The sequence below is a fragment of the Pseudomonas fungipugnans genome, from assembly GCF_029955235.1.
Taxonomy (GTDB): Bacteria; Pseudomonadota; Gammaproteobacteria; order Pseudomonadales; family Pseudomonadaceae; genus Aquipseudomonas; species Aquipseudomonas fungipugnans.
Genome location: NZ_JARBWL010000001.1, coordinates 3,368,715 through 3,382,777, shown reverse-complemented (window position 1 = coordinate 3,382,777; position 14,063 = coordinate 3,368,715). Strand labels below are relative to the sequence as shown.

At 60.4% G+C, this 14,063-nt stretch carries 12 protein-coding genes; 8 read left to right on the top strand and 4 right to left on the bottom strand.

The features are described from left to right. The first annotated feature begins 47 nt into the window (after positions 1–47). The 6 genes from POF45_RS14395 to POF45_RS14370 all read left to right on the top strand — a co-directional run bounded on the left by POF45_RS14395 (position 48) and on the right by POF45_RS14370 (position 6,984). On the top strand, positions 48–1,412 hold the full coding sequence (locus tag POF45_RS14395) for an aspartate aminotransferase family protein (protein WP_282315936.1): 1,365 nt from the start codon (positions 48–50) through the stop codon (positions 1,410–1,412). Positions 1,413–1,592: 180 nt separating this feature from the next. Continuing rightward, positions 1,593–2,687: a polyamine ABC transporter substrate-binding protein gene (locus tag POF45_RS14390; RefSeq protein WP_259503289.1), complete on the top strand. Its 1,095-nt coding sequence runs from the start codon at positions 1,593–1,595 to the stop codon at positions 2,685–2,687. 187 nt (positions 2,688–2,874) lie between these two features. Next, positions 2,875–3,972 carry a polyamine ABC transporter substrate-binding protein gene (locus tag POF45_RS14385; RefSeq protein ID WP_282315935.1) on the top strand — a complete coding sequence of 366 codons (1,098 nt, stop codon included), beginning with the start codon at positions 2,875–2,877 and terminating at the stop codon, positions 3,970–3,972. Positions 3,973–4,034: 62 nt separating this feature from the next. Next, a complete protein-coding gene (locus POF45_RS14380; RefSeq protein WP_259497356.1) occupies positions 4,035–5,177 on the top strand; it encodes an ABC transporter ATP-binding protein in 1,143 nt (380 codons plus the stop codon). A 35-nt stretch (positions 5,178–5,212) separates the two neighbouring features. Further along, on the top strand, positions 5,213–6,094 hold the full coding sequence (locus POF45_RS14375; RefSeq protein ID WP_259503287.1) for an ABC transporter permease subunit: 882 nt from the start codon (positions 5,213–5,215) through the stop codon (positions 6,092–6,094). Continuing rightward, the gene (locus tag POF45_RS14370; RefSeq protein ID WP_259497355.1) at positions 6,091–6,984 is read left to right on the top strand and encodes an ABC transporter permease subunit; all 894 of its coding nucleotides are present in this window, start codon (positions 6,091–6,093) and stop codon (positions 6,982–6,984) included. Before POF45_RS14375 ends, POF45_RS14370 begins: the two co-directional genes overlap by 4 nt. Before the next feature lie 78 nt (positions 6,985–7,062). Here the strand turns inward: POF45_RS14370 and POF45_RS14365 are convergent, their stop codons facing one another. Continuing rightward, positions 7,063–7,704, bottom strand: coding sequence for an HD domain-containing protein (locus POF45_RS14365; RefSeq protein ID WP_282315934.1), 642 nt, complete (start codon positions 7,702–7,704; stop codon positions 7,063–7,065). A gap of 314 nt (positions 7,705–8,018) precedes the next feature. On the opposite strand from POF45_RS14365, the gene POF45_RS14360 reads away from it, so the two are divergent. Then, positions 8,019–8,984, top strand: coding sequence for a GlxA family transcriptional regulator (locus tag POF45_RS14360; protein ID WP_282315933.1), 966 nt, complete (start codon positions 8,019–8,021; stop codon positions 8,982–8,984). A gap of 70 nt (positions 8,985–9,054) precedes the next feature. Here POF45_RS14360 and POF45_RS14355 read toward each other — a convergent pair whose 3' ends face one another. Then, positions 9,055–11,466 carry a penicillin acylase family protein gene (locus POF45_RS14355; protein WP_282315932.1) on the bottom strand — a complete coding sequence of 804 codons (2,412 nt, stop codon included), beginning with the start codon at positions 11,464–11,466 and terminating at the stop codon, positions 9,055–9,057. A gap of 103 nt (positions 11,467–11,569) precedes the next feature. After that, positions 11,570–12,148, bottom strand: a complete 579-nt coding sequence (locus tag POF45_RS14350; protein WP_259497351.1) for a DUF6436 domain-containing protein — start codon at positions 12,146–12,148, stop codon at positions 11,570–11,572. A 97-nt stretch (positions 12,149–12,245) separates the two neighbouring features. Between POF45_RS14350 and bipL the strand changes: the two genes are divergently transcribed. Continuing rightward, complete coding sequence (gene bipL / locus POF45_RS14345; protein WP_282315931.1) at positions 12,246–13,193, top strand: phospholipase BipL; 948 nt, start codon at positions 12,246–12,248, stop codon at positions 13,191–13,193. A gap of 60 nt (positions 13,194–13,253) precedes the next feature. Here bipL and POF45_RS14340 read toward each other — a convergent pair whose 3' ends face one another. Next, positions 13,254–14,003, bottom strand: coding sequence for a DUF2059 domain-containing protein (locus POF45_RS14340; protein WP_259497349.1), 750 nt, complete (start codon positions 14,001–14,003; stop codon positions 13,254–13,256). Positions 14,004–14,063 lie beyond the last annotated feature (60 nt).

Sequence of the window (14,063 nt, the reverse complement as noted above, 5' to 3'; positions counted from 1 at the left end):
GCCGTAGCTATATAGCGGCGCCTTCACCGATAACAAGGAGAATTGGCATGACCAGCAACAACCCGCAAACCCGTGAATGGCAAGCCTTGAGCAGTGATCACCACCTGGCACCGTTCAGCGACTTCAAACAGCTGAAAGAGAAAGGCCCGCGCATCATCACCAGCGCCAAGGGCGTTTATCTGTGGGACAGCGAAGGCAACAAGATCCTCGACGGCATGGCCGGCCTGTGGTGCGTGGCCATCGGTTACGGTCGTGACGAGCTGGCCGACGCCGCCAGCAAACAGATGCGCGAGCTGCCTTATTACAACCTGTTCTTCCAGACCGCCCACCCGCCGGTGCTGGAACTGGCCAAGGCCATCGCCGACATCGCGCCTGAAGGCATGAACCATGTGTTCTTCACCGGTTCCGGTTCCGAAGGCAACGACACCATGCTGCGTATGGTTCGCCACTACTGGGCGATCAAGGGCCAGCCGAAGAAGAAAGTCATCATCAGCCGCAAGAACGGCTATCACGGTTCCACCGTGGCCGGCGCGAGCCTGGGCGGCATGACCTACATGCACGAACAGGGCGATTTGCCGATTCCGGGCATTGTCCACATCGCCCAGCCGTACTGGTTCGGCGAAGGCGGCGACATGACTCCGGAAGAGTTCGGTATCTGGGCCGCCAATCAGCTGGAAGAGAAGATTCTGGAACTCGGCGTGGACAACGTCGGAGCCTTTATTGCCGAGCCGATCCAGGGTGCCGGTGGCGTGATCGTGCCGCCAGACAGCTACTGGCCGCGCATCAAGGAAATCCTCGCCAAGTACGACATCCTGTTCGTGGCGGACGAAGTGATCTGCGGTTTCGGCCGTACCGGTGAGTGGTTCGGTAGCGATCATTACGACTTGAAACCCGACATGATGACCATCGCCAAAGGCCTGACGTCCGGCTACATCCCGATGGGTGGCCTGATCGTGCGTGACGAAGTGGTGAAAGTGCTCAACGAGGGCGGCGACTTCAACCACGGCTTCACTTACTCCGGGCACCCGGTGGCGGCAGCGGTGGCGTTGGAAAACATCCGTATCCTGCGCGACGAGAAAATTATCGAGCGCGTTCATGCCGAAACGGCACCTTATTTGCAAAAGCGTCTACGGGAGCTGAGTGATCACCCGTTGGTGGGGGAAGTGCGTGGCGTCGGTCTGTTGGGGGCCATCGAACTGGTTCAGGACAAAGCCACGCGCAAACGTTACGAAGGCAAGGGCGTGGGCATGATTTGCCGCACCTTCTGCTTCGATAACGGCCTGATCATGCGCGCCGTGGGCGACACCATGATCATCGCGCCGCCGCTGGTGATTACTCCGGCCGAGATTGATGAGCTGGTGACCAAGGCACGCAAGTGCCTGGACCTGACCCTCAGTGCGTTGCAGGGCTAAGTGCTAGGCTCTGGGCGGGGTGCGATGCGGCACTTCGCTCAGTGCAGACAAAGGATGGGGCTTTGCTTGAAACCCCGCCTTGTAACTTGCCAGACTACCGGTTGTTCGGATGCCCGATCTCAGGCCGCTGAGCAGTGGTTAAAAAGAAAAATTGGAGCATGACCCATGAAGGCATTAGGTATGAAGATAGCTGGCAAGACCCTCCTCGCCATGTCCCTGATGGGCGCGGTGGCTGGTGCAGCGCACGCCGACGACAAGGTGCTGCACGTCTACAACTGGTCCGACTATATTGCGCCGGACACCATCGCGAACTTTGAGAAAGAGTCCGGGATCAAGGTTGTCTACGACGTTTTTGACAGCAACGAAACCCTGGAAGCCAAGTTGCTGGCAGGCAAGTCCGGCTACGACATCGTCGTGCCGTCGAACAACTTCCTCGCCAAGCAGATCAAGGCCGGCGTCTACCAGGAGCTGGACACGTCCAAGTTGTCCAACTACGGCAACCTGAACAAGTCGCTGCTCAAGGCCGTGTCCATCAGTGACCCGGGCAACAAGCACGCCTTCCCTTACATGTGGGGCTCGATCGGCATCGGTTACAACCCGGAGAAGGTCAAGGCTGCGCTGGGCGTCGACACCATCGATTCCTGGGACATCCTGTTCAAGCCGGAGAACATTGCCAAGCTCAAGAGCTGCGGCGTGAGCTTCCTCGATTCGCCGACCGAAATGCTCCCGGTCGCTTTGCACTACCTGGGCCTGCCAACCGACAGCCAGAAGAAAGAAGACATCAAGAAAGCCGAAGACCTGTTCCTCAAGATTCGTCCTTCGGTCACCTACTTCCACTCCTCCAAGTACATCTCGGACCTGGCCAACGGCAACATCTGCGTAGCCGTCGGCTACTCGGGTGACGTGCAGCAAGCCAAGTCCCGTGCTGCCGAGGCCGGTGACAAGGTGAAAGTCAGCTACGCCATTCCGAAAGAAGGCGCTGGCAGCTTCTACGACATGGTCGCGATTCCGAAAGACGCGGAAAACGTCGACGGTGCCTACAAGTTCATGAACTACCTGTTGCAGCCAAAAGTGATGGCCGACATCACCAACAGCGTGCGTTTCCCGAACGGCAACGCCGAGGCAACCCAGTACGTGAGCAAGGAAATCACCTCGGATCCGGGCATCTACCCGCCGGCTGACGTGCAGGCCAAACTGTATGCAATCGCCGACTTGCCGGCCGCGACCCAGCGTGAGCTGACCCGCAGCTGGACCAAGATCAAATCCGGTAAATAAGCCGGTTTGAAGCGCCAGCCTGTTACCGTCGTCAGCGCGACGACGGCAACAGGCACAATTAAATGTCAGAAAGTTTTGCTGTGTCGGTTGTTCGAGGGTAAGTTGCGCGCCGGTTTCGTTGCCAGGCAGCCATGGCTGTCATGTAACACGGGGCAACTTGGGCCCAACTAATTCAGAGGACCTCCACTTGCCTGTTTTTTCTTTATTGCGCAATGCCCTGCTGGCCAGCGCCGGACTGACACTGGCTGTCAGCGTCCAGGCCGCGCCTGTGGTGCATATTTATAACTGGTCGGATTACATCGCTGCGAACACCTTGGCCGATTTCCAGAAAGCCACCGGCATCAAGCCGGTGTATGACGTCTTCGATTCCAACGAAACCCTGGAAGGCAAGCTGCTGGCCGGGCGTACCGGCTATGACGTGGTCGTGCCGTCCAACCACTTCCTTGGCAAGCAGATCAAGGCGGGCGCGTTCCAGAAGCTCGACAAGTCGCAGCTGCCGAACTACAGCAACCTTGATCCGGTGCTGCTCAAGCGCCTGGAACAGAACGATCCGGGCAACCAGTACGCCGTGCCGTATCTGTGGGGCACCAACGGCATCGGCTACAACGTCGATAAAGTGAAAGCAGTGCTGGGCGTCGACAAGATCGATTCCTGGAGCGTGCTGTTCGAGCCGGAAAACATCAAGAAGCTGCACAGCTGCGGCGTGGCGTTCCTCGATTCGGCTGATGAAATGATGCCGACGGTGCTCAATTACATGGGCCTGAACGCCAACAGCACCAACCCTGAAGACTACAAGAAGGCCGAAGCCAAACTGCTGGCAGTGCGGCCCTACGTGACCTACTTCCACTCCTCCAAATACATTTCGGACCTGGCCAACGGCGATATCTGCGTCGCGATCGGGTTCTCCGGTGATGTGTTCCAGGCCAAGGCCCGTGCAGCCGAAGCCGGCAAAGGCGTGAACGTCGCCTACGCGATCCCGAAAGAGGGCGGAGCGTTGTGGTTCGACATGCTGGCGATTCCAAAGGATTCGACCAACGTCAAGGAAGCCCACGCCTTCATCAACTATTTGTTGAAACCTGAGGTGATTGCACAGGTCAGTGATTCTGTCGGCTACGCCAACCCGAACCCAGGCGCGGACAAACTGATGGAGCAGTCCATACGCACCGATGCTGCGGTTTATCCACCGCAAGCCGTGCTCGACAAGACTTACGTGTCGGTCGAGTTACCACCAAACATTCAACGTTTGATGACCCGCAGCTGGACCAAGGTCAAGTCGGGCAAATAGCTCAAACTATCCAAGGTTCGCTTGCCTTGAGCGAACTGCAAATTTTGTTGGGAGTTTCGTAAATGGCAGTTGCCTCCGGCGCCTACAAGAAAGCCCTTGAGGGCGACCAGACACCCAAAGAGGTGTTGGTCAGAATCGAACGGGTCACGAAGAAGTTCGACGAGACGATTGCCGTGGACGACGTGTCCCTGGAAATCAAGAAAGGCGAGATTTTTGCCTTGCTCGGCGGTTCGGGTTCGGGCAAATCCACCTTGCTGCGGATGCTGGCAGGTTTCGAACGGCCCACGGAGGGGCGCATTTTTCTCGACGGCGTCGACATTACCGACATGCCGCCGTACGAACGACCGATCAACATGATGTTCCAGTCCTACGCCTTGTTCCCGCACATGACCGTGGCGCAGAACATCGCCTTCGGCCTCAAGCAGGACAAGATCCCGTCGTCGGAAGTCGACGCCCGCGTGGCTGAAATGCTCAAGCTGGTGCAGATGAGCCAGTACGCCAAGCGCAAGCCGCATCAGTTGTCCGGTGGTCAGCGTCAGCGTGTGGCCCTGGCCCGTTCGCTGGCCAAACGGCCGAAACTGCTGCTGCTCGACGAACCGATGGGCGCGCTGGACAAGAAGCTGCGTTCGCAGATGCAGCTGGAACTGGTCGAAATCATCGAGCGCGTCGGCGTGACCTGCGTCATGGTGACCCACGACCAGGAAGAGGCCATGACCATGGCCGAGCGCATCGCGATCATGCACCTGGGCTGGATTGCCCAGATCGGCAGCCCGATCGACATCTACGAGACCCCGACCAGCCGTCTGGTGTGCGAGTTCATCGGCAACGTCAACATCTTCGAAGGCGAAGTGATCGACGACGCCGAAGGCCACGCGACCATCACCTGCAAGGATCTGGACCGCCACATCTACGTCGGCCACGGCATCAGCACCTCGGTGCAGGACAAATCCGTGACCTACGCGATCCGTCCGGAAAAACTGCTGGTCACCGCTGAAATGCCGACCTGCGAGCACAACTGGTCCAGCGGCAAGGTGCACGACATTGCCTACCTGGGCGGGCACTCGGTGTTCTACGTCGAATTGCCAAGCGGCAAGCTGGTGCAGTCCTTCGTCGCCAACGCCGAACGCCGTGGCGCCCGTCCTACCTGGGGCGATCAGGTCTACGTGTGGTGGGAAGACGACAGCGGCGTGGTGCTTCGCTCATGAACATGCGCAAACTCAAACGCCGCCTCAATCGAATAATTCCCGGTGGCCGCCAACTGGTCATCGGGGTTCCGTTCATCTGGCTGTTCCTGTTCTTCATGTTGCCGTTCTTCATCGTCCTGAAGATCAGCTTCGCCGAAGCCGACGTCGCCATTCCGCCGTACACCGAAATCTACAGTTTCGTTGACCAGAAGCTGCAACTGCTGCTGAACCTGGGCAACTACGCGATGCTCGGCGACGACGAACTGTACATCGCCGCCTACCTCGGCTCGCTGAAGATGGCGTTTTTCAGCACCATCCTTTGCCTGCTGATCGGCTACCCGATGGCCTACGCCATCGCCAGCGCCCGCAAAGAGCTGCAAACAGTGCTGGTGCTGCTGATCATGATGCCGACCTGGACCGCGATCCTGATCCGCGTATACGCGTGGATGGGCATCCTCAGCAACAACGGCCTGCTCAACGGCTTCCTGATGAGCATGGGCTGGATCAACGAACCGCTGCAGATCCTCAATACCAACCTGGCGGTGTACATCGGCGTGGTGTATTCGTACCTGCCGTTCATGATCCTGCCGCTCTACGCCAACCTGGTGAAGCACGATCACAGCCTGCTGGAAGCAGCGTCGGACCTGGGTTCGAGCACTTTCAACAGCTTCTGGAAAATCACCATTCCGCTGTCCAAGAACGGCATCATCGCCGGCTGCATGCTGGTGTTCATCCCGGTGGTGGGCGAGTTCGTGATCCCTGAACTGCTGGGCGGCCCGGAAACCCTGATGATCGGTAAAGTGCTGTGGCAAGAGTTCTTCAACAACCGCGACTGGCCGGTGGCGTCTGCCCTGGCGGTGGTGATGCTGGCGATCCTGATCGTGCCGATCATCCTGTTCAACCGTAGCCAGGCCAAAGAAATGGAGGGCAAAGAATGAAGCGCTTCAATTTCTCGAGTTTCATGCTGGTGTTCGGTCTGCTGTTCATCTACGCGCCGATGCTGATCCTGGTGATCTACTCGTTCAACGCCTCGAAACTGGTGACGGTGTGGGGCGGATGGTCGGTGAAGTGGTACGTCGGCCTGCTCGACAACACGCAACTGATGGGCTCGGTGCTGCGCTCGCTGGAAATCGCCTGCTACACCGCGATTGCCGCAGTGGCGCTCGGCACACTGGCAGCGTTCGTGCTGACCCGCATCACCCACTTCAAGGGCCGCACGCTGTTCGGTGGCCTCGTCACCGCACCGCTGGTGATGCCGGAAGTGATCACCGGTCTGTCGCTGTTGCTGCTGTTCGTGGCCATGGCGCAGATGATCGGCTGGCCACAGGAGCGTGGCATCGTCACCATCTGGATCGCCCACACGACGTTCTGCGCGGCGTATGTGGCGGTGGTGGTGTCGGCGCGTCTGCGTGAGCTGGACCTGTCGATCGAAGAAGCCGCCATGGACCTGGGTGCGCGGCCGTGGAAGGTGTTCTTCCTGATCACCATCCCGATGATCGCGCCGTCGCTGGCAGCGGGCGGCATGATGTCGTTCGCCCTGTCGCTGGATGACCTGGTGCTGGCGAGCTTTGTCTCGGGTCCGGGTTCCACGACCTTGCCGATGGAAGTGTTCTCGGCGGTGCGTCTGGGCGTGAAGCCGGAGATCAACGCCGTGGCCAGCCTGATTTTGCTGGCGGTGTCGATCGTGACGTTCCTGGTGTGGTTCTTCAGCCGCCGCGCCGAAGAAAGCCGCAAACGGGCGATCCAGCAGGCCATCGAAGAAGGCGCTGCCGATTCGTGGAAACAACCTGACGTACGCCGGGCAGCACAGGCGCCGGAAGCAGCTTGAGTGTGATCAGGGATTGACCACATTCTTGTGGTCATCCGGATCAAATGTGGGAGCAACTGTCTTGCTCCCACATTTGCTTTATGCAGCCCAGGGAGATTGGCGGATGATCTGGACAAAGTTCATCGGCTTGAACCCCGCCTCACTGTCCACCAGCACATCCGCATTCACCGTGCCGAATGTGGTGTCCGGCCGATGTTTGAAGCCATTGGCAAACGCACACAGAATGCATTCCTTGAACCCCTCGCCGCGTGGATGCGCATGCACCACGGCTTCCCTTTGCTGCGTCGGGAACGCCGCGTAATCAATCCCCAGCACATCCATCTCGACCCCCGCCGTCACCAGCGCCACGTTCGGCCGCAGATGCTGAGTTACGCCCGGTGTGGTGTGCAGGGCAATCGACAGCCACACTTGCTCGATATCGTCATCGCTCAGCCCATAAGGCTTGAGAAACGCCTTGGCCGCATTGGCTCCATCCACTTCGAAACGCTCGTCGTCACTGCGCTGGCCTTCCACCAGACCCAGGTCATGGAACATGGCGCCGACGTACAGCAGCTCCGGATTGTAGGCCAGTTGCTTGCGCTCACCGCTCAGCGCGCCGAACAGAAACACCCGGCGGGAGTGGTGGTAGAGCAGGTCGGATTCGATGTCACGAATGTACTCGGTGGTGGCGCGGGCCAGCGCACTGTCGGGGATTTTGATGCCGGCGATGATGTTGCTCATGGTGTTGTCCTCGTGGGCGGGAGTGATGAGGACAGTCTGTTCCGGCCCCTGAGGATGAACAATCGAGCCATGGGAGCGATCCCGGCCAATGAGCAGGCATATCGCGCCAGCCTCGCTTGTTGAGGGGGGATTGGCTAGGGTTGGTCACAATCCTTCAGTCAGACACAACACCTGTGGGAGGCGGCTTGCCCGCGATGGCGGTGGATCAGTCGACATCTTTGTCGCATTAAACTCAGTCATCGCGGGCAAGCCCGCTCCCCCAGGGTCTATGTTTGCCTTAGCTACGTCATCACCCATAGAGGGCGTTTCAAGCCATGCAAAAAACCGTCGCCATCGTGGTCTTCTCAGGCGTGCAGTCGCTGGACGTCACCGGCCCCATGGATGTGTTTTCCGAGGCCAATCGTTTTCTGGCCCCCGAGGATCACTATCGGCTGGAGGTCATTGGCGTCGAGCGCGGGCTGATGCCGTGTTCCAACGGTTTGTCACTCAACGCGCACAAGCATTTCAGCGAAGCGCTGGAGGCCTATGACCTGCTGCTGGTCGCGGGCGGGCCGCAGTTGCCGTTCATGGATTTCGGCGCGGTATTTGACGCCTGGCTGCGCGATGCCAGTGGCCGGGCGCGCCGCTTCGGTTCCATCTGCAACGGCGCGTTCATGCTCGCCCGGGCCGGGTTGCTGGAAGGCCGGACCGTCACCACGCATTGGGGCGATGCAGCGGCATTGGCTGTGTTGTGCCCGACGACTCAGGTCGAGGCAGACCGCTTGTATGTGCAGGACGGCGAGTTGTACACATCGGCCGGGGTTACGGCGGGGATCGACTTGTCGCTGTACCTGCTGGCGCAGGATCACGGTCCGGAAGTGGCGCTGCATGTGGCGAAACGTCTGGTGGTGTTCACCCAGCGCTCGGGCGGGCAATCGCAGTTCAGCCCGTTTCTCACGCCCCACGCGGAGCCGACCTCGGCGGTGGCGCTGGTGCAGCTGTATGTACTGGCCAATCTCACGGGCGATCTGGCACTGAGCGATCTGGCCAATGCCGCCAACATGAGTGCGCGCAATTTCTCTAGGGTGTTCGCCAGGGAAGCCAAAGTGACCCCGGCGGAGTTCGTCGAGCGGGCTCGGGTGGACGCGGCGCGGGTGCTGCTGGAAAGCACTCGATCGCCGCTCAAGACCGTGGCGTATCAGTGTGGGTTTCGTGACGCCCAGCATATGCGCAGTGTCTTCAATCGCAGGCTGGGGGTGACACCGCAGCAGTTCAGGCTGAATTTTGCGGCGATGGTTTGAGAGTTTGTGTTGTTTTGCAGGCCCCTTCGCGAGCCTGCTCGCGAAGGGGCCATCACCAACAACAAAAAATCTATTGTGAGACCCGCGCCGGCATCAGCTTCAACGTACTGCGCGTATTCGCCGTCACCTCTTCATCGTTGAAGTGCGCCTGCAAATACATCCCGTCGATATACGCCTCAGCCTGATCCTCATAGTGACGGTCGAACGGCACTCCGCTCTGGCCCACCGGGTTGATGGTCAGGCTGTGGGCCGGGTCGGCGAAGTCAATCAGGCGCCGGGTCGACGGGCCATATGTCACCGGCCACGGCGCCGGGCCGATCTTCGCCGAGAGGTTGTTCGGCACTTCATGGCTGCCGGGGGCCGCGAACGGGCCGACGTTGAAAATCCGGTCCAGCGGCTTTTGCATGCCCAGCGGATGACCATGGGTCAGCGTGTGCGCCTTGCTCCACTGCCATTGAGCGAAGTCGTTGCCGAGGGTGGCCTTGAGGTGCGCAATGCTCGCTTGCCACGCCACCTTCACCGTATCGGCGCGGGTCTCCCTGGCTGGCGTATCGCGATTGTCCCACCACGGCGAATCGGGGCTGGCGGCCAGTCGAGGTAATGCCGCATCGATCACCCGGGTCGAGAGCAGGGTTTCGAAGAAGTCGTCGCCCAGCTTGTTGCGCATGGTCGCGTCGGTCAGGTTGTACAGGAACTGATTGAACACCGTGGCGTTGATGGAATCCAGCGGATAGTCGCCTTGCCATTGCGCCAGCTGCTCGACCAGTTTCAGTTCCGCCGGATCGCTGACCACTTCACGCAACACCGGCAACAGCGGGGCGAGCACGCGTGGGCCATAAGCAGTGGTAGTGCCCAATTGCAGTTTCTGACTGGCCTCCAGGTCCCACTTCACGCTCTTGTCACTGAGCTGGCGATTGAGCTGCTGACCACGGTCGGCGAGGTTGTAGTAACCCGGAATTTCCATGCCGGTGGGCGATACCGGCTGGAAGTTGGCCGAGACGATGTAGCCCCGCGCCGGGTTCTCCTCCTGCGGGTTGGCGCTGAACGGGTAGAAGCCGTCCTTGTCCGCCTGATTGGTGCTGCCATCGAGGATGAACTCCGGTTTGACCCCGGCCGGGCGTTTGGGCAGCAGCGCCGACGCCCACCAGCCGATATCGCCCTTGGCGTTGGCATAGACGATGTTCAGCCCCGGCGCCTGCACCTTGGCTGCCGCCGCACGGGCCTTGGCCAGGGTGTCGGCACGATTGAGCTGGTAGAAGCCTTCGAGAATCGGGTTCGGCGTTTCAAGGAACGCCCACCACATGGCAATCGGCGTCTTGCCGGCCGTGCTGCCGATGACGTCGTTGATGATCGGACCGTGGGGCGATTGACGCAGAATCAACGTCACCGGCGCTTGCCCCTTCACCGCGATCTGCTGCTCGGTGTTGACCATGTCGACCCACTTGCCGCGATACCAGACCTGATTCGGGTTGTCCGGGTTGACCTTCTCGGCGATCAGGTCCAGATCGTCGTTCTGGAACATGGTCAGGCTCCAGCCGAAATCCAGGTTGTGGCCGAGGAATGCGAACGGCACCAGTGCCTGATGATGGCCGTACAGCTCGAAGCCCGGCGCCGACAGTTGCGCCTCGTACCACACCGACGGTACCGAGAAGCGGATGTGCGGATCACCCGCCAGCAGCGGTTTGCCGCTTTTGGTGCGATTGCCGGAAATCACCCAGGCGTTACTGCCCTCGAACTGCGGCAGGCCGTTGTCGGCCAGCGCCTGCTCGCTCAGGCGGGCGAGGGCGTTGAGGTCTTTCCAGTCACCGGCAGTCAGGGCGGGTGCCGGTTTGGCGCGAGTCTTGGCCAGCGCGCCGTTGGGCTGCCAGTCGAGGTCGAAGATGTTCAGGTATTCAGGGCCGAGCTGATCACGCACGTAAGTCAGCAACGGCTCTGTACGAAAAGCGGCGGCAAAGCTGTAGGCCATGTAGCCGGCGACGCTGATGCTGTCTTCAGCGGTGAACGTGCGCTTGCGGATGCCCAGCACGTCAAACTCGATCGGTGCGGCGTGGGTGTCCTGATATTGATTGATGCCATCCAGATAGGCTTGCAGGGCCTTCCACGCCGGAGACTGGCGGTCCAGGGCCGCCACATAACTTTCGGCACGTTCGCGAATGCGCAGGCTGCGGAACAGTTTGTCGGTGTCCACCAGCTTCGGCCCGAGCACTTCGGCCAGCTCGCCACGCGCCAGGCGGCGCATGACTTCCATCTGGAACAAACGGTCCTGAGCCTGCACATAGCCGAGGGCGCGATAGAGATCGGTTTCGTTGTCGGCACGAATGTGCGGCACCCCGCGCTCGTCATAACGCACCGTCACCGAGCCTTGCAGGTTGTTCAGCGCCACCTGGCCCTGACGCGTCGGCTGCTTGCTGTAGATGTAACCACCGACTCCGATGGCGAGCAGGACGATCAGCAAGGCAAGTACGGTCAGGACGCGTTTCATGGTGACTCCCTGTTCTTGTTGGATTGCCGTACGTATGGACTGCAAACATGTAGCACAGACCTCTCATGCCGGGCACCACCGTCCTTGAATAGTCCGGAATGCCTTACTTCACGTCCAGCGACCACGGGCAATAACACCCCACCGCCAGCGTATGCGTGGCATTCACTGTTCGCCCTTCGTTCAGTGCTTGCAGGATAGGCTCGATAAAGCTGTTGCTCGAATTGCAGGTCAGGCCTTCGCTGTACGGGCCGAAATAGGCGAGTTTGCCGCTGCGGTCCCAGATTGCCACGGCCGGGCTGGCAGGGATCTGTTCGGAGCCGGGGAGTACGGCGATGTGTTTGAGGCTGTTCAGGGTGGCGGGTAGCTGGCCGTGGCTGCCGGGTTTTTGCACGGCGAAGAATTCCACGCCCTGCGGGGCGTAGTGTTCGACGAGTTCGGTGAGGTGTTGCTGGTTGCCGACGTTGCACGGGCAGGTCGGGTCCCAGAAATGTACGAGGCGGATGGCGCCGGGGCCGGCGAGGTTGTCGGGCAGGCGCAGCGGGTCGCCGGAAAACACCGCCGTGTGTTCGCTGAACGCCCGCAGGTAGCGCCCCTGAAACCAGTCGTAGGCCGCCCACAGCACGCCGGCGCACACGAGGGTGAGCAGGCTGGCAATCAGGGTGGTTCGGTAGGCCGCACGCATGGCTTTCAATCCTCGAAGGGCGGCTAGCTTGCCATGCTTGCCGCGACAGATGAATATCGCAGGCCGATAAAGTCTGTTTCAAGCTTTGGAATTGCTCATGCCTGCCACTTTCGACCCTGATCATCTGCGCGCCAGCCTGCGGCCTCTGGCCGAGCGGCAGCCACTGTCGGTGGAGGCGCAGGCCTATCAGCGGTTTTATGGTCTGGATTTTCCCGGCCGCACCTTAAGCACTGGCCTGGGTCGCTACGCGGTCGACAGCTATGAGGTGGTCAGCCAGTTCTGGAAGCCCGAGCGGGCGAAAGCGACGCTGTTCCTGTTCCACGGTTTCTATGACCACACCGGGCTGTATCGGCATGTGATCGAGTGGGCGCTGGATCAAGGCTTTGCGGTGATTGCCTGCGACTTGCCGGGCCATGGCCTGTCCAGTGGCGAGCGCGCCAGCATCAAGGATTTCGCCGAGTATCAGGACACGCTGCAAGGGTTGTTCAAGGAGGCGCAGTCGCTGGATCTGCCGCAGCCGTGGCACCTGTGCGGGCAGAGTACCGGCGGGGCGATTGTGATTGATCATGTACTGAATCAGGGGGCGAGCAGTCCGGCCCAGGGTCAGGTCATTTTGCTGTCGCCGCTGGTGCGACCACGGGCCTGGGGCTGGTCGCAGCTCAGTTATTACCTGCTCAAACCCTTCGTCAAAGGTATCGACCGGCGCTTCAGCGAGAACTCCAACGACCCGGCGTTCTTGCCGTTTCTGCAGGCCGATCCGTTGCAGCCATTGCGGTTGCCGACGGCGTGGGTGGGGGCACTGGCGCGTTGGATCAAACGCATCGAAGCCGCCCCGCCGAGCCCGCGTCGTCCGTTGGTGGTGCAGGGGCAGGCGGACATGACCGTGGACTGGCAGCACAATCTTGAGGTGTTGAAGGCCAAGTTTGATCGGCCCCAGGTGTTGATGCTGCCTGAGGCGCGGCATCATCTGGCGAATGAGACAGAGGCGATGCGCGGGGAGTTTTTCGGGTTTTTGAGCAAGAGGATCAAAGGCCGAGGTCTTTAGGTGATCATGCCGGCCCCATCGCGAGCAAGCTCGCGATGGCTATGTGTCAGGCGCCGCATATTACTGGCCAGGATTAGTATTCTGCCCCACCGCCAACCCCGCCCGAATCGCCGCCAGCGCCGCCTGGTAATAGGCCTTGCCCTCAGACGACTCGGCAAACGTCGCAAACTCTTCCAACTCGTCATCCGACAGATCGCGATACACATACAGCAGCGTGTTGTTCATGTCGGCGCCAATCTGGTCCATCAAACGCTGACGTTGTCCGTTCAACATGCCTTGTGCCTGACCGCCGCCGAGCAGCCCCGGGATCATCGAACTCAAACTGTCCGCCGCCACGCCGGCAATCGCCAGGCTCACTTCGGCACCGGCTTCACGGGCGGGCAGGGCCTGGGCCAGGTGGCCGATGATCAGCAGACGGCTGTCGCTGGCTTGAATCTTGGGCAGGCCCTTGGCGTTTTTCGCCAGTTGATCGCGGCGGGTCGCCAGCAATTCGGCGGCGACGATTTTCTTGCCCAGGGGCGATTGAAAGAAGTTCAGGGCCGGTTTCGGGTCGGCCAGGGTGTGGCGCAGTTGAGCTTCGGCCCGCTGGTCCATGGCCTGCGGCGCAAAGCGCTGGTTGCTGTTGTTCACCAAGGCCTGGAACACCGCAGGCGGCAGGCTGTTCTGGTAGCGCTGCTGGGCGGCAGAAAGGGCGTCGTTAAAATGCGCGCGTTGGTCTGGCCAACCGGCGACCTTGTACAACTGGTCGTGGCCGTCTGCCCAGGCGGGCAAAACACAGAGCATCAACAGTGAAAAAAGCAAACGGCGCATAGGGACTCCTGTCAGCAGGCGACTATTCTCCGTGCGGTACAGGAACTTGTCGAGAATTCG

Excerpts from the sequence above, each read along its gene's own strand:
- POF45_RS14395 (WP_282315936.1), top strand. The coding sequence starts at position 48 with ATGACCAGCAACAACCCGCAAACCCGTGAATGGCAAGCCTTGAGCAGT.
- POF45_RS14390 (WP_259503289.1), top strand. The coding sequence starts at position 1,593 with ATGAAGATAGCTGGCAAGACCCTCCTCGCCATGTCCCTGATGGGCGCG.
- POF45_RS14380 (WP_259497356.1), top strand. The coding sequence starts at position 4,035 with ATGGCAGTTGCCTCCGGCGCCTACAAGAAAGCCCTTGAGGGCGACCAG.
- POF45_RS14370 (WP_259497355.1), top strand. The coding sequence starts at position 6,091 with ATGAAGCGCTTCAATTTCTCGAGTTTCATGCTGGTGTTCGGTCTGCTG.
- POF45_RS14365 (WP_282315934.1), bottom strand. The coding sequence starts at position 7,704 with ATGAGCAACATCATCGCCGGCATCAAAATCCCCGACAGTGCGCTGGCC.
- POF45_RS14360 (WP_282315933.1), top strand. The coding sequence starts at position 8,019 with ATGCAAAAAACCGTCGCCATCGTGGTCTTCTCAGGCGTGCAGTCGCTG.
- POF45_RS14355 (WP_282315932.1), bottom strand. The coding sequence starts at position 11,466 with ATGAAACGCGTCCTGACCGTACTTGCCTTGCTGATCGTCCTGCTCGCC.
- POF45_RS14350 (WP_259497351.1), bottom strand. The coding sequence starts at position 12,148 with ATGCGTGCGGCCTACCGAACCACCCTGATTGCCAGCCTGCTCACCCTC.
- bipL (WP_282315931.1), top strand. The coding sequence starts at position 12,246 with ATGCCTGCCACTTTCGACCCTGATCATCTGCGCGCCAGCCTGCGGCCT.
- POF45_RS14340 (WP_259497349.1), bottom strand. The coding sequence starts at position 14,003 with ATGCGCCGTTTGCTTTTTTCACTGTTGATGCTCTGTGTTTTGCCCGCC.